A 17,766-nucleotide genomic window follows, 5' to 3' on the forward strand; every position below is an offset into this window, starting at 1 on the left:
CCACGGCCAGATCTAGGTCTGGCGGGCCGCGGCCCTTCATGCGCCGCGAGCGTGCGTGTCTGCACACGACACGCCGCGCATTGTCAGCACTTTGCGCACGCTCGCGGCCGGCTGAGCGTGCATGACGACAGCTGCTGCCAGCGTCATCGAAATCTGCGGGAAGGCTGCGATCGGTCGAAAATCACGACCCTCCTGCAGAAGTCGCGGGAATCAGCGGCGTGTCGTGGGTAGACACGCACGTTCGCGGCCGGCCTCCGAGCGCTACTCCGTCGAGTAGTCGAAGCTCAGCCAGCGCTTCGGGTGCATCCGGATGACGACCGACGTCGGCGTGAGGTTCTGGTCGGCGAACGCATTGCCCTCGTCCTCACCGAGGTAGCGGATCGCGATCTCCCGCCCTATCGCTTCCTCCGCCCGATCGATACCGACGACATCGCCCTCCGCCGTCACATACCGATATGGCGGCGCCTCGTCCTGCGCGGTGATCGAGAACCGGCCGGCCTGCTTGATGAGCCGGTGCTTGAGCGACGACTCCTCCGTCCACAGCAGCACCTCGCCGCCGGGTTTGTAGCCGTACCAGATCGGCACGCTGAACGGTGCCCGGTCGGGCCGCTCGACAGCAAGTGACACCGACGTGGACGTCGGCTAGGAACTTCTCGCGCTGATCGGTCGTCATTCTGCCCATGACTCAGCCAACCGCTGCGACGCCGACCACATTCCCATCGCGCGTCGACCTGCCGCTTCGGTCCGGCACCCGTGACAGCCCGAGGTGGCCCCGCAGCGTGGTGTGCCGGTACTCACGACGGAACAGCCCGCGCTCGCGCAGGATCGGCACGACGTGGTCGACGAACAGCTCGAGCCCGGAGGGGAACACGTCGGGCATCAGGTTGAACCCGTCGACCGCCCCCGCGACGAACCACTCCTCGATGGCGTCGGCGATCTGCTCCGGCCCGCCGATCACCAGCCGATGCCATGTGATCACCCGGTCGAGCAGCTCCCGCACCGTCAGGTTCTCCCGGCGGGCCAGGTTCACCACGATGTCGCGGGCACCCTGCGATCCATGATCGGTCACCGCCCCGTCGAGCAGATACTGCGGAAGCGGCTTGTCCCACGACAGCTCCGACGGGTCGACCGACAGCTGCGACGCCAGATGCGCCAGCCGACGCTCCCCTGCCAGCTCGTTCAGCTCTTCGTTGCGCCGCCGCGCCTCCTCGAACGTGCTGCCCAGCACGAACGACAGCCCCGGCATGATCCGGATCGCATCGCGTCGACGCCCGTACGCCGCACTGCGCGAGCGTAATTCAGCTGCGTTGCGCAATGCATCCGGCAACGACGCCTGCGCCGCGAACACTCCGTCGGCGTACTTCGCCGCCAGATCCAGCCCGCCCGTCGACCCGCCGGCTTGGAACAACACCGGATGCCCCTGCGGCGACCGTGGCAATGTCAGTGGCCCGTCGACGCTGAAGAACTCGCCGCGATGCTCGATCGTGTGAATCGCGCCGACCCTGCTGAAGGCCCCTGACTCCTTATCGGCGAGCACCGCGTCGTCGTCCCACGAATCCCACAGCGCGCGAACCACATCGATGAACTCTGCTGCGCGCCGGTACCGGTCGCGCCGGTCCGGCTGACCGGAGACCCCGTCCCCGTGGCCGAAGTTGTTCCACGCGTACGGGTCACTGCTGGTGACGACATTCCACGCGACCCGCCCGCGGCTCAGGTGATCCAGCGTCGCGAACCGGCGCGCAATGTTGTACGGCTCCTCGAACGACGTCGATACCGTGCCGATCAGCCCGAGATGGGTGGTGACCGACGCCAGCGTCGACAACAGAACGATCGGGTCCAACGCAAGCGGCGGCGCCGTCAATGGCGCGTCCGGCGGCTGGAACAGCGACGGGCTGTCGGCCAGAAACAACGCATCCAGCGTGCCGCGCTCGGCGATTCGTGCGACCTCGATCCAGTACGACGGATCGGCGAACCAGTTCGGGTCTGCGCTGGGATGTTGCCACGCCGCCGGGTGCATCCCGTCGGACAGCACGTTGACGCCGAGGTGCAGCTCCCGCTCGGTCATGCCGGATCACCCGGCAGTGCCAGTTTTCTCACCTCGGGATCGTTGGCGATGTAGGTCTGCACCCGCGGGTCCTCGAACGCCTTGATGAGGTTCTGGATGTTTTCGGTGTCGACGTAATCGCTGCCGACGGTCAACACCGAGGCGAACTCGCCGGGCGACGTCGGCGCGAAGATCAGCTTGTCCTCCGGGACGCCCGCCGCCAGGAACGACTCCGCATACCCAACGATCGCGTCGAGGTCGCGCAACGCGCGGGGCTGGGCGCCGAGATCGAGCATCGTGAACTTCAGGTTCTTCGGGTTGTCGACGATGTCCTTCTGCGACAGCGCGGTGATGTCGGCGTCCGGTCGCAACGCGACCAGACCGGCCTGCGCGAGATACCAGATTGCCTGCGCGTTGTTGGCCGGGTCGGCAGGCAGCGACACACTGGCGCCGTCCGGAAGGTCCTGCGGCGCCTTGTATTTGTCCGACCAGATGCCGAACACCCAGTGAAAGAATGGACCCGTCGCGGCCTCTTCGCGGAAACCGGGGTTGGCGTCGAGGACCTGTTGGAGCCAGTGCCGGTGCTGAAAGATCGTTCCGGCGTAGCGGCCATCGCTGATGGCCTGGTTGATCTGCGTACTGTCACCGAGCCCGACGGCGCCGACCTTCACGCCGTAGTCCGGCGCGATGTTCTCGGCGATGTACTCGATGATCAGCTTCTCGGCGGGATTCGAGTCGAGGTAGACGACATCGAGCGTGGCGCCGGCGGTCTCATTGGGTGACGCGGTGCCATTGGTGCGCGCGACGACGAACACGGCGACGACTGCGGACACCACGACCGCGCCGATCAACAAGAATGGCCACCGGCCTCGCTTCGCGATGGTGAACCCATGTGGCTGTGATTCGGCGACCGAGACAGACTCGTCAATGCTCATGTGTCCGAAAGTCTGGGAGGCAGATCGCGCAAAGCCCATGGTTTGGATCAGGCTGAGCGTCTTCGGCATCGATTCACCGTGAGCGCAAAGGTGTCGGTCCGCACAACGCATTTGGCAGCGTGAACCCGACGGCGATGACGCCTGCGCATCTTCCCCCCACTAGGACGTCCATGATCGAGCTGACCGACCTGACCAAGATCTACGGGACCGGCGAGCACCGTACCGTCGTGCTCGACCGCATCAACTTCCGCGTCGAAGCGGGCGAGATCCTCGCTGTCGTCGGCCCCAGCGGGGCAGGCAAAAGCACTCTCGCACAATGCATCAACTTGTTGACGCTGCCGACGTCGGGCTCCGTCGTCGTCAACGGTGAAGACCTCACCACACTGTCGTCGCACAAACTGCGCGTCGCGCGCCGACGGATCGGCACCGTGTTCCAGTCGTCGGGACTGTTCGAACGCCGCACCGCGGCCGAGAATGTCGCGCTGCCGCTGGAGTACCTCGGGGTCACGGCCGCAGAAACGCGCAAACGCGTCGCCGAACTGCTCGACCGCGTGGGCCTGACGTCACGCGCCAACCACTACCCGTTCCAGCTGTCAGGGGGTCAGCGACAGCGAGTCGGGATTGCGCGGGCGTTGGCGCTGCGTCCGTCGGTGCTGCTGTCCGACGAGGCGACGGCCGGTTTGGACCCGACGACCACGGCGTCGGTCGTCGACCTGCTGCGCGAACTTCGCGACGACCTGAACCTGTCCATCGTGTTCATCACCCACGAGATGGACACCGTGCTGAAGATCGCCGACTCGGTGGCCCGCCTGGACCACGGCAGCATCGTCGAATCGGGCCGGCTGGTCGATCTGCTCACAGACCCAGACTCCGGCCTCGGCGCGGAACTGCGCCCGCAAGGCGTCGCCGCGGGCGCGGCAACAGGGCAGCGGGTGTGGCAGGTCGTGTACGACGCGCCAGATGTGCCGTCGGACTGGATCGCCCGCGCGTCGGCGGATCTCGGTGCCCCGCTGTCGGTGTTGGGCGCGTCGGTGCAGGAGGTCGGCGGGGTGACCGTCGGCAGCGCGACGCTGGGCATCGCCGACGGTTTGAGCGCGCGGGTACCGGACGTGCTGGGGCGCTACGGCTTGGCGACGACGAGCGACGTGCACGTCGACGAGCTGGAGGGTGTGGCGTGACCGAGACCATCCTGGCCAACGCCAAGGTCCCGTTCAACGAGCTGCCCCCGCTGCTGTTTCCGGCGCTGCTCGACACGCTGACCATGGTCGGCATCGTGATGACGATCGTGGTGCTGGTCGGCGTCCCGCTGGGCGCACTGGTGCACAACCTGGCGCCGGGCGGGCTGTTCGAAAACCCGACCCTGCACACGGTTTTGAGCTGGATCATCAGCGTCGGCCGGTCCTTGCCGTTCCTGATCCTGATGGCCGCGATCATGCCGTTCACCCGCTTCATCACGGGCACGAACATCGGTATCGCCGCCGCGGTGGTGCCGATGTCGTTGGCCGGCATCGCGTTCTTCACCAGGATCGTCGAGAACTCGCTGCGCTCGGTGCCGCCGTCGGTGGTGCAGGTGGCGCGCGCATCGGGCGGATCGCGGCTGCAGATCATCCGCACCGCGCAGATCAACGAGGCGGTGCCGTCGATCCTCGGCGGCCTGACCATCAACGTCATCGCGATGATCGAATACTCCGCGATCGCGGGCACCATCGGCGCGGACGGAATCGGTTACGTCGCAGTGACATACGGCTACCAGCGCTTCGATCAGGGCGTCATGCTCGCCACAATCGTGATCCTGGTCGTGACCGTCGCCGCGGTGCAGTTGATCGGCGATGCGCTTGTCCGGTTCACCACTCCGCATGCGCGGGTGCGCGCGGCGACAGCCTGAGAGGAAGTCATGGCAACGACAACGACGCCGGTCGACGGCGACCACGGGTTCGAGCTCAAGCGCAGACCGAAGTGGGTGTGGATCGTGTTGAGCCTCGTCGTGGTGGTGGCACTCGTCACCGCCGCGCGGTTCGTGTTCTTCGGTAAAGCGCAGTCCCCGAACGAAATCGAGGGCGCGACGCTCGTCGTCGCCACCAACGAGGGCAACGCCGCCGAGCAGGCGCTGATCGAGTTCATCGCCCGAGAGGTCGCGCCCAGGCACGGGATCACGGTGGCGTTCCGCGGGCTGGCGGACAGCAATACGATCAACCGAGCGGTCAGCGACGGCGAGGTGGCCGGCACCATCTACCAGCACAAGCTGTGGCTCGGCCAGGTACTCGAGGCCAACCCCGACTTCCGCGAGGAGGCGGCGACGCCGGTGTTCCGGTGGGGCTTTGGCATCTGGTCCGACAAGTACACCGACCCCGCACAGCTGCCGGACGGGGCGAATGTGTCGCTGTACTCGGACCCGGCGAACGAGGCGCAGGGGCTGTGGCTGCTGGAGCGGGCGGGGCTCATCACGCTCGACCCCGCGGTCGACAAGTGGACTGCGACGCAGAAGGACATCGTCGCCAACCCGAAGAATCTGAAGTTCACGCTGCTCGACTTCGCGGCGCAGTCACGCTCGCTTCCGGACCTCGATGCGGCCGTCGGGTATACGGAGTACTACCTGGCGGCGAAAGTGCCGCTGCAGTACCAGATCTTCGCGCCGCCCGCACCGGACGAGTTCGCCGGCCAGCTGACGATCGGCAGCCGCTGGGCCGACACCGACAACATCAAGAAGCTGGTCGAGACGTTCAAAGACCCTGCGGTGCAGCAGTTCCTGGCCACCGACCCGAGCGTCAAGAACATCCTGCTGCCGCTGTAGGGGCCGGCTCGCATGCCTCGCGAGAGCTACACCAGGGCTGTGGTCCGGTCGCAAACCACGACCCTGGTGTACGTCTCGCGAAAGCCCAGCGACTAGGCGAGCTCGAACACCGGGATGACGCGGTCGGTGCGCTGCTGGTACTCGCCGAACCCGGGCGCGCGCTCCACGACGACGCGGTAGATCCGGTCGCGCTCGTCGCGCGGGAGCTCGCGGGCGGTGACCTGCCTCGGCGGGTCGGTGCCGATCTCGACAGACGCGGTCGGGTTGGCGCGCAGGTTGAACACCCAGCCGGGGCTGGCCTCGCGACCGGCCGCGGAGCCGACGATGTAGATGCGGCCGTCGATGTCGAAGTACGCGACCGGATTGACACGCTGCGCTCCGCTCTTTGCGCCGGTCGAAGTGAGCAGCAGCAGCGGAAACCCCTCGAACTGTCCGCCGACCTTGCCGCCGTTGCGGCGGAATTCCTCGATGTTGCGTTCGTTGAAGTCGCGCTCGGCGGCCATGTCGTCGCTCATCGCCTCATCGTGGCACGCGCACGGGCCTTCGCGTCGCGAGATGGTTCGCTGCGCCTAGCCTGATGGGGTGCTGACCGAACTGATCGAGGTGCCCGCGGGCACCTTCCGGATGGGATCGGTCGACTTCTATCCGGAGGAGGCGCCCGTCCACGAGGTGACGGTCGAGGCGTTCTCGATCGAGCGTCATCCGGTCACCAATGCGCAGTTCGCGGAGTTCGTCGCCGATACCGGTTACGTCACGCTCGCCGAACAAGAGCTCGACCCCGCCGCCTATCCCGGCGCCTCACCCGACGACCTCGTTCCCGGTGCGCTCGTCTTCCGTCCCACCCGCGGCGCGGTCGACCTACGCGACTGGCGGCAGTGGTGGACCTGGATGCCCGGCGCGAGCTGGCGCCATCCGTTCGGGCCCGGATCGTCGATCGACGACCGCCCCGACCACCCCGTCGTGCAGGTCGCCTACCCGGACGCCGCGGCCTACGCCGCCTGGGCGGGCCGCCGCCTGCCCACAGAAGTGCAGTGGGAGTACGCGGCCCGGGCAGGGTCTGCGTCCCGCTACGCGTGGGGCGACGACGCCCAGCCCGAAGGACGCCTGATGGCCAACACCTGGCAAGGCAGGTTCCCGTACCGCAACGACGGCGCGCTGGGTTGGGCCGGCACTTCACCGGTGGGCACGTTCCCGCCCAACGGATTTGGTCTGGTCGACATGATCGGCAACGTCTGGGAGTGGACGACGACGCCGTACTCGCCGCGGCATCGGCCCCAGAAGTCGGGCTGTTGCGCACCGCCGACCGGTGACCCGTCAAAGTTTCAGACGCTCAAGGGCGGCTCGCACCTGTGCGCACCCGAGTACTGCCACCGCTACCGGCCCGCCGCCCGGTCGTCGCAGTCGCAGGACAGCGCCACCACGCACATCGGATTCCGCTGCGTCGCCTGAGAGATCGGCTAAATGTCGGACCCCGCACATACAGTTCCGGCCATGACTACTTCGGTCGCCCTCGCTTTGGCCCGCCCCCGAGGATCGGCGATCCGCTATTCGGCCTGCTCGGACGAGCACCGCTGGACCGGCAGCGTGCGGGCGGATTCGGTCGAGACGGCGATCCTCGACGTCATTCGCCGGGTCCGCGAAGATACGGCGACCGAGCGGCTCCGGTTCCTGGTACAGGCGCCTCCGCGGAGCATGTTGTGGGCGCTGCGCGACGAAATCGCGCTGCTGATTCCGGGTGCGCATCTGGATCGACCGCGGTTCACCGACAAACAGCTGGTGCGCGCGGCGTACGAGGGCTTACGCGTCGTGCCATTATCCCGGAAACCAGTGGGCAACAAGGTCGTTGACGCAGTCTGAATCACGCGCCCGCCGGTGCCCCGTCTCCTTACAACCGCCGAACCTTTGCCGACGCAACGGTTTATTGACAGGGGCGATAATCAGGCGTTGAGTCTAAATGCCTTTGCGCCGCTGGAGGGCGCGCCGAGGCTTGCACCCGGCCGCCCGGCCCCGCGCAATTCGATCGAAGGGGCTGCTCATGGCAGACGAGGACTTTTGCGTCGTGGGTGCCGGGTTCGCCGGCCTGACCGCGGCACTGCGCCTGAAGCAGGCGGGTCACTCGGTGGCGCTACTGGAGGCTCGCGACCGCGTGGGTGGCCGCACCTTCACCCAGGTCCGCGACGACGGTTCGTGGATCGACCGCGGCGGCGCATGGATCGGCCCCGGGCAGGACGCGATCTACGCGCTCATGAAGGAATTCGGGGTGGCGAGCTACAAGCAGTACACCGAGGGCGACGCGATGATGTTCGTCGACGGCAAGAAATACCGCTACACCGGCACGATCCCGTTGTCGATGAGCCCGTGGGCCGTCGCCAACATCGGCACGGTCTTCCTCGAGCTGACGCAGATGTGCAAGGCGATTCCGGTGGAGGCACCGTGGACGGCGCGCAAGGCGCAGAAGTGGGACCAGACCACCTGGGCCGGGTGGCTGGACCGAAACACGCTGTCCAAGCCGGCCCGCGAACTGCTGGAAAGCGCAGTATCCGGGTTGTATACGTCTGCGGCATCGGAGATTTCGTTGCTGTTCGTGCTCTACCAGATGGCGTCGGCCGGCGGCCCGAGCTTCGTGCTCGGCGTCAAGGACGCGGCCGAGGATGCACGGCCGGTCGGCGGCATGGGCGCGATTCACCGTGCGGTCGCGGCGGAACTCGGCGACGTCATCCACCTGTCGCAGCCGGTGCGCAGCATCGAGCAGAACACCGACGGGGTGATCGTGCGCTCCGAGGACATGGTGGTCAACGCCCGCCGAGCGATCGTCGCGGTACCGATCTCGATAGCGAGCCAGATCGTCTACGAGCCAATGCTTCCCGCGGATCGCTCGTTCCTGCACCAGCGGATGCCGGGTGGGGCGGTCTACAAGATCGCCCTGGTGTTCGACGAACCGTTCTGGCGCGCCGACGGCCTGTCGGGACAGTCGTTCGGTCCGGGATCACCGGCGAACCTGACGATCGACTCGTGCACCGACACCGGATCCCCAGGCATGTTGACCGTCATCACCGAGGGGCCGGAGGCGCGGCGACTGACCAGCCTCGGCGACGACGAGCGCAGGAGTGCCGTGCTCGGCGCCGTTGCGGAAAGGTTTGGCGACAGGGCGCTTTCGCCGGTCGACTACGTCGAGCAGAACTGGACCGTCGAACGGTACTCCGGCGGCGGGATGATCGCCCACACTCCCCCGGGCGTGCTGACCGAGTTCGGCCCGGCGCTCCGCGAGCCGTGCGGGCGCATCCACTGGGCTGGCACCGAGACCTCGGCGGTGATGTACGGGTTCATCGACGGGGCCGTGCGCTCCGGCGAGCGGGCGGCCGCGGAGGTCATCGAGCGCGAAGCGATGGCGATGGCCTGAACGGACGCTCGTCGGACGGACCCGGCCAATGACCTATCAGCGCGCATCGGATATCAGGACGGCTACATCGCGATGCAGATTCGCCAGGCCGACATCGAGGGTCGCCAATTGCGCGCCACGACTTCTCGCGAGCTGAGCCAGGTAGGCGTCCGTCACTTGACGGTGGCCGATTATGCCCGTGGCGTCGACCTCCCCGTAGGAGACGGTATCTGGCCAGAACTCATGGCGGTCCGCTGCCGCCAGTGCCCTGATGACATCGCGCGCGGAGGCCGCCGGCTGACCAGCCCGGACCAGAAACCTCATCAGGCTGCCTTCGGTGATCGGACAGGTCGCGAATGCCGTCTTTGATCCGGCCAGCCAGTCGGCGCACGCGTCGTGGTGAACGTGGTCGGAGACGACGAGCGCCACGAGCACGTTCGCATCGAGCAGCATCGTCACTCCTCGTCCTCCAACGAACGCACGTCTTCGGACGTCACCAGTGTTCCCACGCTGACAACCGGCAGACCCGTCCGGGGGTCCGTGCTGATCGATGCCGCGCCGTGGGTTGCCAAACCCCGCCTCATCAGATCCGCGACTGCCTGACTGAAGGTCCGACCGGTGTCGCGGGCGATCGCCATCGCCTGTTTATGCAGCTCATCGGGGAGATCGACGGTCGTACGCATGCCACAGTTTAGCATCAGTGCATCATGATGCAGCGATGCCGCTTCGTGTTCAGGCCGACCGCGCATGAGGTTCCCTCCAGTGTGAGCAGGCAGCCAGGGCCTTGGGCATCGAGAGATCGGGAGCTGTGGATAGCCTTCGCATCTGTCGACGATCCGCGGGTACTGTGGCGACCCGTGAGCGGGGATCTGATCCTCACCGACGAGTTCCGCGAGGCGTTGGCGCTCCTGGCCGGAGGCCGGCATCTGTTCCTGACGGGTAAGGCGGGGACCGGTAAGTCGACGTTGATCCGGCAGTTCATGGCGGAGACCGACCGCAACGTGGTGGTGGTCGCGCCGACGGGGATTGCAGCGCTCAACGTCGACGGCTACACCATCCACCGGCTGTTCGGATTCCGCACGACGACGACGATGGCCGACGTCACCGGCGGCGACTATCGGCCGAGCCGGTTCGCCAAGACGCTGGCATCGCTGCAGACGCTGGTCATCGACGAGGCGTCGATGGTCCGCGCCGACGTCTTCGACATGGTGGCCACGGCGCTCGAACGGTTCGGGCCCGTGCCGGGAGAACCGTTCGGCGGGGTGCAGATCGTCCTCGTCGGCGACCTGTACCAGCTGCCGCCGGTCGTTGGCGACGGCGAAGAGGGCTACTTTTCGACGGTCTACGAAACGCCGTACTTCTTCTCGGCACGCAAGTTCGCCCGCGACGACTTTCCCACCGTCTCGTTGACCACTGTGTTTCGCCAGCTCGGCGATGACCGAATGACCGCCATACTCAACGAGATTCGTGAGGGCGTTCTGCTCGGGCACGCCCAGGAGCAGCTCAATGCCCGAGCCGACAAGGACTTCGTGCCGCCCGACGACGAGTTCTGGCTCACGTTGGCTCCCACCAATCGGCTGGTGACCGCGCGCAACCGTCAGCACCTCGAGCGCCTCCCCGGTGACGAGATGATGCACCGTGCCCGGGAATCTGGCGATCTGTCGCTGTTCGACAAGCCGATCGAGGACGAGCTGCGATTCAAGGTCGGCGCCCAGGTGATGATGCTCAACAACGATCAGGGCGACCGCTGGGTCAACGGTTCGATCGGGCGCGTGGTGGGTGTGGGTTATGACCGCTACGGCGTCGTCGTGGAGGTCGAGTTCGCCGACGGCTCGTGCGCGGAGGTCACGCCCTTTACGTGGGAGGCGACGCGCCCGGTGGTCGACGGCGGTGCGCTGCGGCGCGAGGTGATCGGGACGTTCACCCAGCTGCCGTTCAAGCTGGCGTGGGCGATCACGATTCACAAGAGTCAAGGACAGACGTTGGAGCGGGTGGTCGTCGACCTGACCGGCGGCATGTTCTCCACGGGACAGTTGTATGTCGCGTTGAGCCGCTGTACGTCATTGGCCGGCCTGGTGCTCAAACGCCCTGTGCTGCCGAAAGATCTGAAGACCGACCGACGTATCGCGCGGTTCCTGCGTACCTCGATCAGCGGAGCCACGGCGCGCAAGTACTGCGCCATCGGCATCCTGACCGTCGGAGAGGAAGGTCGGATGTCGCGTCCGCGACCGGTGGAGCTGGCGGTGGCGTTCGACGACGGCACCGCGGTCTCGACGCTGGTCAACCCGCAGCGCGATCTGGCCGACGCGCGAAGCGCCTACGGCATCAGTGTTTCCGATGTTCTACTGGCGCCGACCCTGCGCGAAGCCTGGGCGGTGATCGCGCCGATGCTGGCGGGGTGTACACCGGTCGGACCAAGCGTGGACGAGATGCTGGGGCTCATCGACTTCGAGCTCAAACGCCTGGGTCACGTCACGCCCATGCCGCTGGGCGTCGAATTGCGCGGAACCCGCATATCGGGACGGACGGCTTTAGAGCAGGCTAGCTCGGCGTTGAAGGCCAATGCGTCGGCGGACGTCCAAGCCGGCTCGACAGCGTTCGAGGAACCCGAACCGGGAGAATCGGTTTCGGGTCTACTGGTCAGCCGCGACCCGGACGTGCCGACCCCGAAGGCCGAGCATCTGCCGGGCTTGTCCGCACTGTTACGGATCAGCCGTGACGTGGGAGCGGTGCTGCTGGGTGCAACGGTGCAGCGAGACCTCGACTCATCATGGGACGCGGCGGCACGGTCGGTGGTGGCCGATCAGCTGCGCGTGGCTGCTTCCCGCACGCCGCTTCCCGACGAGGTGATCGCGCGGCTGCGTGCGGCATCGGCGCTGCTGGGCGTCGATGTAGTGAGCGACGCGGAATTGGTGGGCCGCCATGACATCGAAGAGGCGCTCGTGCCAGGTGCTCGGATCTGTTTCACCGGAACGGCTTTGGACCTCACCGGCCGGGCGGTAGAGCGTGACGAGATCGAGCGGATGGCCGCGAGGGCCGGTCTGACGCCGGTGCGGTCGGTGACCAAGACGCGGTGCGAGGTGCTGGTGACGGCCGAGGCCGGCACGCAGTCGGGCAAGGCGCGTAAAGCGCAGGAGTACGGCAAGGCGGTGTTCACCGCCGAGGAGTTCTTCGCGTGGTTGGCCGGTCGTTGATTTCGAGTTTCAGGCGCACCATGTCCGCAACTGCGTCGCGATCTCGTGTACATCGTCGATCACACCGGAAGCGATGGCGCGGGGCATGATGGTGTCAGCCCCGGGAAGTAACGTCGGCTCATGGTGAACGTGAAGACGCGCGTCGCCCGGGCGGCAGATGCGGTGCTGGCCGAGCGCGGCGCAGTCCGCCCGGTTGATGTCCTCGTGAGTCTAGGCTGGCTCGCGCAACCGAACATCGAGCGGTGGGTTCGGGGCCGTGTTCCGTCGCTCGACCGATCTGTCCAAGTCAGCCAGGGCAAGGTCATCGAAGCCGCGGAAGCGTTGCGGCAGTGGGCCGAAGAGCGTGGCCTCGAACGACGTGAGGGCCACTACGGCGACCTGATGTTCACGGCCGAGGGTGATCCCGACATCGAAGATTTGTACCGCACACATTGGGCGACACCGGGCCATGTCGAGCCGGAGCGACCCCAGCCGCGCCGTTTCCGGGACATCAGTGTGATCTCGGCCGACCACGCATGGGAGTGCACATCGTGCGGCGAAGGCGGCGACTTCTTCCTCAAGGGCAGCAAGGGTGCGCTGTGCCTGGACTGCGCGGACCTCGGCCACCTCGAGTTCCTACCTTCGGGCGATGCCGCGCTGTCCCGTCGCGCGAAGAAGGCCAGTCGGCTGTCCGCCGTCGTCGTGCGGTGGAATCGACGCCGATATCGCTATGAACGACAAGGCATTCTGGCTGAGCCGGCGGCGATCGAACAAGCCGCACGCGAGTGCTTGTCGGACGCTGACATCCGCGCTCGTCGTAGAGATCGCGACCGAGTTCGTCGCGCCGATGAAGACGTGCGCTTCCAAGGCGAGTTCGCCGCCGCCATTCGCAAGCAGTTTCCCGGGTGTCCTCCCGACCGCGCGGAGGCGATCGCCCTGCACGCCGCGGCCCGCGGCAGCCGCAGGGTAGGGAGAAGCGCCGCAGCGCGGAACCTGGATCCCGACGCCGTCCGCCTCGCGGTCGTCGCGTCCGTCCGCCACCTCGATACCGACTATGACGACCTGCTGATGGCGGGTGTCGATCGCGAGTCGGCGCGTGCCGAAGTGTTCGACCGCGTCGAGGCCGTCCTCAACGCATGGCGCGACGGTGTCACAATGCTCGACAGATAGCGGACCGCTATACCGATCCGTCCTGCCGGTGCAAGTGCCGCCACAGTCGGGCCCCTCCGGAGATCGCGACCAGTACACCGATGCCACCGATCACGATGCCGGTGAACAACGACAGGAACATCGGATCAACCGACTCCCCGACCATCCCCGCACCGAACATCCCGCCAACAAGGAAGCCGAACAGCGGCGCCAGCACCGCGACCGCCGTGCCCAGCAAGGTCCGCCAAAGACCCGGAGGGGTCGGCTCGAGGACGACGGGGCGGCCGTCGTCGGCGACACCGCCGGGCTCACCGACCGCAGCCGGGTCGGATACGCTGTCACTCATCGGATTTCACCCTCCTGATGTGGGGAACCGTGTCGCTGGGACCGCTGGCCGGATTGGACCGCGAGCCTTCGAGGAACGGGCGCACGATGTCCATCGGGATCGGGAAGACGACGGTGGAGTTCTGGTCGGCGCCGAGTTCGAGCAACGTTTGCAGATAACGCAGCTGCAGCGAGGCCGGGCTCTCGCTGAGGGTGATCGCGGCATCGCGCAGTTCCGCAGACGCCTGCAACTCGCCGTGTGCGCTGATCACCTTGGCGCGGCGCTCCCGCTCCGCCTCGGCCTCGCGCGCCATGGCCCGCTGCATCATCTCGGGGATCTCGACGTCCTTGATCTCGACGACCTCGACCCTGATACCCCACGGCTCGGTCTGCGTCGCGATCGAGGCGGCGAGGTCCTCGTTGAGGTCGGCGCGGTGCGCGAGCAGTGTGTCGAGGTCCGCACGCCCGACCACCGAGCGCAGTGTCGTTTGCGCGATCTGTGACGTGGCGACCGCGAAATTCTCAACGGCCATCACCGATTTCGTCGGATCCGTGACCCGGAACAGCACGACGGCGTTGACGCGGGCGGTCACATTGTCGCGGGTGATCACCTCCTGCGGCGGAATGGTCAGCGTCACTGTCCGCAGATCGACCCGCACGAGCTTGTCGATGCCGGGCAACACGACCACGATGCCGGGACCGAGCGGTCCGCGCAGCCGCCCGAGCCGAAACGCGACACCGCGTTCGTACTCCTTGACGATGCGGATCGACGCCACCGCCAGTCCGACCAGCACTATCGCGAAGAAGATGACAACCACCGACCACGCGTTCATCAGCGCACCTCCCGCGGTTCACTGCGCCGGTCGGATGCGTACGAGCTGCGGCGACGAATCTCCGCTTCGGCCAGCCGCTTTCGTTCCTCGATATTCTCGTCGAGACTGTGGAACACGACTCCGTCCGGGACAGCACGGGTGCGGCGCAGGTGCGACCACAGCGGCAACGTCAACACACCGGCGGCGGCGGCGGACCCCAGTAGCAGCAGCGCCTCGGGCGCGGTATCGGCCGTCAACGCCGTCGCGAGCGGCAGGATGAGCGCGATGACACCGACGGCACAGGCGATTCCGCGGTGGAACCGCGCCGCCTCCGACGCCGGCCAACTGTCGATCGCCCGGCTCACCTCGCGCCCGTCGTGCGACGACGTGCACGTGTGCTTGACTGGGCAGGCGTTGCACACCGTCGGGGTGCCCCGGTAGCGCATCACCCGGTTGTCGGGGTCAAACGAGGTGGGCCACAACCACTGATCCTGCGGACACCGCCACGCGTCGTGGTCCTCGTGGTAGACGAACCCACCCGTCCGGTATCCCTCGACCTTGGCCGCCGCGCGCCGCGCAAACGTATCGATGCCGTAGGCGATGAGCACCAGCGCTGCGGCGTATCCGATCGTCAGCCACGCGTCGATCCCGATGCCGGCGATCACGGTCCGTCACCGCCCTCATCGGGAGCCACCCTACGGTCGGAGGCGTAGCGGCTACGGCCCGGCACCGCCAAGCCGGTGCGGTCCTCCTCCGCGTGGGCGTGCTCTTCGACGAACAACGTCTCGGCGGGCAGCGTGTGCGTCGTCGCCTTGATTCCGTAACGAACACCCAGCCAGGCGATCCAGAGGAACGGCAGCACGCCGCCGAGGATGAACAGGAAGTCCCCTGGCATGCGCAACCACTCCAGGACTACGTTGCCCGATCGGGTGATGTAGCCCAAAGTCCTTGCTTCGTAATAGCCGTCGTTCACCGAGTGCCACAGCTGCAGGACGCCGAGCGGCAGCAGGGTGGCGAACACCATCCACGCCAGGCCGATATTCAAAGACCAGAAGGACAGCTTCGCCAGCTTATCCGGCCATCGCTGCGGCGGAATGATGTAACGCAGTGCGAACAGCGCCAACCCGACGGCGAGCATGCCGTACACACCCATCATCGCCCCGTGCGCATGGTTCGCGGTCAGTGCCGTGCCGATCTGGTAGTACGACACGATCGGCAGGTTGATCAGGAAACCGAAAATGCCTGCGCCGACGAAGTTCCAGAAGCCGACCGCTACCAGGAACATGACCGCCCACCGATGCGGGAAGGGCGCGCTGCTGCGTGACTGCTGCCGCGAACCCAACTGCAGGAACGTCCACGCCTCGACGGTCAGGAACGTCAGCGGGATCACCTCCAGCGCGGAGAAGAACGCCCCAAGGGCCATGTGCTCCACCGGTGTTCCGGAGAAATACAGGTGGTGCATCGTCCCAATGACGCCGCCCATCGAGTAGAGGATGACGTCGAGGAAGATCAGCTGGATGGCGATCTTGCGTCGCACCACGCCCAGCATCACGAAGATGTAGGCCACCATGACCGTGGTGAACAGTTCCAGGAAGTCCTCGACCCACAGGTGCACCACCCAGAACCGCCAGAACTCGGCGACCGTCAGATGCGTCTCCGTGCCGGCGAGCATGCCGACGGCGTAGAACGCGGGGATGGCCAGGCCGGCGTAGAAGAACAGCCACGGCATGTTCAGCTTGCTCTCGGTCTTCAGCCGCGAGCGGATTGCGCGGAAGATGATCGCCATCCACAGGAACAGCCCGATGACAAGCAGCGCCTGCCAGAAGCGCGGCAGGTCAAGGTATTCCCACTGCTGGTCAAAGAAGATCGAGCCCTTCGCCCAGTCGACGCCGAAGGTGCTCAGCGCGGTGCCGATCAGTGTGCCGGCGACAACGACGAACAGCGCGCCGAGCAGGCCGTAGGTCAGCCACGACTGCCGACGTGGTTCACGGCCGGAGATGATCGGCGCCAGGAAGATACCCGCGGCGAGGAAGGATGCTGCCGTCCACAGCAGCGACAGCTGCACATGCCAGGTCCGCGCCAGGTTGAACGGGAGGATCTGGGCCAGGTCGAAGCCGAAAAAGTTGCTCAGCTCCGCGCGGTAATGCTCGATCGCCCCACCGAGTATCGCTTGGCCGAGGAAGAGCACCGCGACAACGAGGAAGAACCACGCGGTCGCTTTCTGCGACGGCGTGATCGCCACCTCGCCCGGTTGACGGAATGCGAGTGACGGTGTTTCGGTTGCGTGCCAACCGATCTTGCGGCTCCACCGGCCGTAGAGGGCGAACAGCGCGCCCAGCCCGGCCAACAGCGCGATCAGCGACATCGCCGACCAGACCAGGATGTCGGCGGTGGGTGTGTTGTCGACTCGCTGTTCGGGCGGCCAGTTGTTGGTGTACGAGTAGGAGTGACCCTCACGTTCGGCCGCGCTGGCCCATGCGGTCCAGCTGAAAAAGGCTGTGAGGTCCTGGATTTCCCGTGGATCGGTGATGACCTGCGGTATCAACCCGTGCTCGGTCGAGTCGGTGCCGAAGAAATCGGCGTAGTAGGCACGGATCTTCTCGAACGCGCTCACCTGCTCGGCGGTGAACTGCAGTGTGCCGGTTTCCTCGTCGTAGCGGTTGGTCCGCATCATCTCGACGACGGCCGCGGTCGGGTCCTGTGCACCGGAGTCCCGCAGTTCCTGGCCGACGTGGTCGGCGGAGAGCCGCAGGTATTCGGCGGTGTAATCGGGACCGAGGTAGCCGCCGTGGCCCATCACCGAGCCGTACTGCTGCAGGCCGCGGCGGAGGAAGATCTGCTGTCCGGCGGTGATCTGCTGTTCGGTGTAGAGGGTCTGGCCGTCCGGTCCGACGACACGCTGCGGCAGCGGCATCGAGTCCGAGTAGGTTCTGGCGGCCAGCATCCCCATTATCAGGAATCCGAACACCATGACCAGAGCGACGCCCTGGACCCAGCCTTTCGAGATTGCGAGTTCGGCCTTGCTCGGCGCGGGCTCCAAGAACTGCTCCGTCATTGCGATACCCCCGGGAGATGGATTCACATTCGCAGCGTCTTGGCCAACGTAACGAAATGCGTCGCGAGATTGGTGGAGGTTCCGAAACTTGGCGTGGGTTCGTA

Annotated in this window: 17 protein-coding genes and 1 pseudogene; 8 read left to right on the forward strand and 10 right to left on the reverse strand. The window is 66.5% G+C overall.

Annotated features, from left to right (window positions below; translation table 11 throughout):
• Positions 1–261: 261 nt before the first annotated feature.
• From A5650_RS05120 to A5650_RS05130, 3 genes and pseudogenes are all read right to left on the reverse strand, one after another.
• Positions 262–682: pseudogene (locus tag A5650_RS05120) on the reverse strand (pyridoxamine 5'-phosphate oxidase family protein).
• Positions 683–685: 3 nt separating this feature from the next.
• Complete coding sequence (locus A5650_RS05125) at positions 686–2,065, reverse strand: LLM class flavin-dependent oxidoreductase (RefSeq protein WP_067286997.1); 1,380 nt, start codon at positions 2,063–2,065, stop codon at positions 686–688.
• On the reverse strand, positions 2,062–2,979 hold the full coding sequence (locus tag A5650_RS05130; protein WP_067287213.1) for a MetQ/NlpA family ABC transporter substrate-binding protein: 918 nt from the start codon (positions 2,977–2,979) through the stop codon (positions 2,062–2,064). The genes A5650_RS05125 and A5650_RS05130 overlap by 4 nt, the downstream gene beginning before the upstream one ends.
• Positions 2,980–3,149: 170 nt before the next feature.
• On the opposite strand from A5650_RS05130, the gene A5650_RS05135 reads away from it, so the two are divergent.
• From A5650_RS05135 to A5650_RS05145, 3 genes are read left to right on the forward strand one after another with little or no spacing between them, the layout of a single operon-like run.
• Positions 3,150–4,157 carry a methionine ABC transporter ATP-binding protein gene (locus tag A5650_RS05135; protein WP_067287000.1) on the forward strand — a complete coding sequence of 336 codons (1,008 nt, stop codon included), beginning with the start codon at positions 3,150–3,152 and terminating at the stop codon, positions 4,155–4,157.
• On the forward strand, positions 4,154–4,864 hold the full coding sequence (locus tag A5650_RS05140) for a methionine ABC transporter permease (protein WP_067287003.1): 711 nt from the start codon (positions 4,154–4,156) through the stop codon (positions 4,862–4,864). Before A5650_RS05135 ends, A5650_RS05140 begins: the two co-directional genes overlap by 4 nt.
• 9 nt (positions 4,865–4,873) lie before the next feature.
• Positions 4,874–5,770 carry a MetQ/NlpA family ABC transporter substrate-binding protein gene (locus tag A5650_RS05145; RefSeq protein ID WP_067287006.1) on the forward strand — a complete coding sequence of 299 codons (897 nt, stop codon included), beginning with the start codon at positions 4,874–4,876 and terminating at the stop codon, positions 5,768–5,770.
• Positions 5,771–5,862: 92 nt separating this feature from the next.
• Here the strand turns inward: A5650_RS05145 and A5650_RS05150 are convergent, their stop codons facing one another.
• On the reverse strand, positions 5,863–6,285 hold the full coding sequence (locus tag A5650_RS05150; protein ID WP_067287009.1) for a nitroreductase family deazaflavin-dependent oxidoreductase: 423 nt from the start codon (positions 6,283–6,285) through the stop codon (positions 5,863–5,865).
• Positions 6,286–6,352: 67 nt separating this feature from the next.
• Here A5650_RS05150 and A5650_RS05155 point away from each other — a divergent pair, with 67 nt between their 5' ends.
• The 3 genes from A5650_RS05155 (at position 6,353) to A5650_RS05165 (ending at position 9,170) form a co-directional block, all read left to right on the forward strand.
• On the forward strand, positions 6,353–7,219 hold the full coding sequence (locus tag A5650_RS05155) for a formylglycine-generating enzyme family protein (RefSeq protein WP_067287011.1): 867 nt from the start codon (positions 6,353–6,355) through the stop codon (positions 7,217–7,219).
• A 42-nt stretch (positions 7,220–7,261) separates the two neighbouring features.
• The gene (locus A5650_RS05160) at positions 7,262–7,627 is read left to right on the forward strand and encodes a hypothetical protein (protein WP_067287015.1); all 366 of its coding nucleotides are present in this window, start codon (positions 7,262–7,264) and stop codon (positions 7,625–7,627) included.
• A 178-nt stretch (positions 7,628–7,805) separates the two neighbouring features.
• Positions 7,806–9,170, forward strand: coding sequence for a flavin monoamine oxidase family protein (locus tag A5650_RS05165; RefSeq protein WP_067287018.1), 1,365 nt, complete (start codon positions 7,806–7,808; stop codon positions 9,168–9,170).
• A gap of 36 nt (positions 9,171–9,206) precedes the next feature.
• On the opposite strand, the gene A5650_RS05170 is transcribed toward A5650_RS05165, so the two are convergent.
• Together A5650_RS05170 and A5650_RS05175 are read right to left on the reverse strand one after the other, a co-directional pair.
• Positions 9,207–9,602, reverse strand: coding sequence for a TA system VapC family ribonuclease toxin (locus A5650_RS05170; RefSeq protein ID WP_286150357.1), 396 nt, complete (start codon positions 9,600–9,602; stop codon positions 9,207–9,209).
• 2 nt (positions 9,603–9,604) lie between these two features.
• Positions 9,605–9,832, reverse strand: coding sequence for an antitoxin (locus A5650_RS05175; RefSeq protein ID WP_067287024.1), 228 nt, complete (start codon positions 9,830–9,832; stop codon positions 9,605–9,607).
• Between the two features lie 174 nt (positions 9,833–10,006).
• On the opposite strand from A5650_RS05175, the gene A5650_RS05180 reads away from it, so the two are divergent.
• Positions 10,007–12,343 carry an AAA family ATPase gene (locus tag A5650_RS05180; protein ID WP_082950618.1) on the forward strand — a complete coding sequence of 779 codons (2,337 nt, stop codon included), beginning with the start codon at positions 10,007–10,009 and terminating at the stop codon, positions 12,341–12,343.
• Between the two features lie 120 nt (positions 12,344–12,463).
• The gene (locus A5650_RS05185) at positions 12,464–13,492 is read left to right on the forward strand and encodes a DUF2293 domain-containing protein (RefSeq protein ID WP_067287026.1); all 1,029 of its coding nucleotides are present in this window, start codon (positions 12,464–12,466) and stop codon (positions 13,490–13,492) included.
• Positions 13,493–13,499: 7 nt separating this feature from the next.
• Here A5650_RS05185 and A5650_RS05190 read toward each other — a convergent pair whose 3' ends face one another.
• From A5650_RS05190 to A5650_RS05205, 4 genes are read right to left on the reverse strand one after another with little or no spacing between them, the layout of a single operon-like run.
• Positions 13,500–13,817 (reverse strand): hypothetical protein, encoded by a 318-nt coding sequence (locus tag A5650_RS05190; RefSeq protein ID WP_067287029.1) that lies wholly within the window; start codon positions 13,815–13,817, stop codon positions 13,500–13,502.
• Positions 13,810–14,628: a slipin family protein gene (locus tag A5650_RS05195; protein ID WP_067090704.1), complete on the reverse strand. Its 819-nt coding sequence runs from the start codon at positions 14,626–14,628 to the stop codon at positions 13,810–13,812. The genes A5650_RS05190 and A5650_RS05195 overlap by 8 nt, the downstream gene beginning before the upstream one ends.
• Complete coding sequence (locus A5650_RS05200; RefSeq protein WP_067287034.1) at positions 14,628–15,272, reverse strand: hypothetical protein; 645 nt, start codon at positions 15,270–15,272, stop codon at positions 14,628–14,630. The genes A5650_RS05195 and A5650_RS05200 overlap by 1 nt, the downstream gene beginning before the upstream one ends.
• Entirely contained in the window at positions 15,269–17,662 is a 2,394-nt protein-coding gene (locus A5650_RS05205; protein WP_067287038.1) for a nitric-oxide reductase large subunit, read from the reverse strand. The genes A5650_RS05200 and A5650_RS05205 overlap by 4 nt, the downstream gene beginning before the upstream one ends.
• Between the last annotated feature and the right edge of the window lie 104 nt (positions 17,663–17,766).

Source organism: Mycobacterium sp. 1164985.4 (assembly GCF_001668575.1).
Classification (GTDB): Bacteria; Actinomycetota; Actinomycetes; order Mycobacteriales; family Mycobacteriaceae; genus Mycobacterium.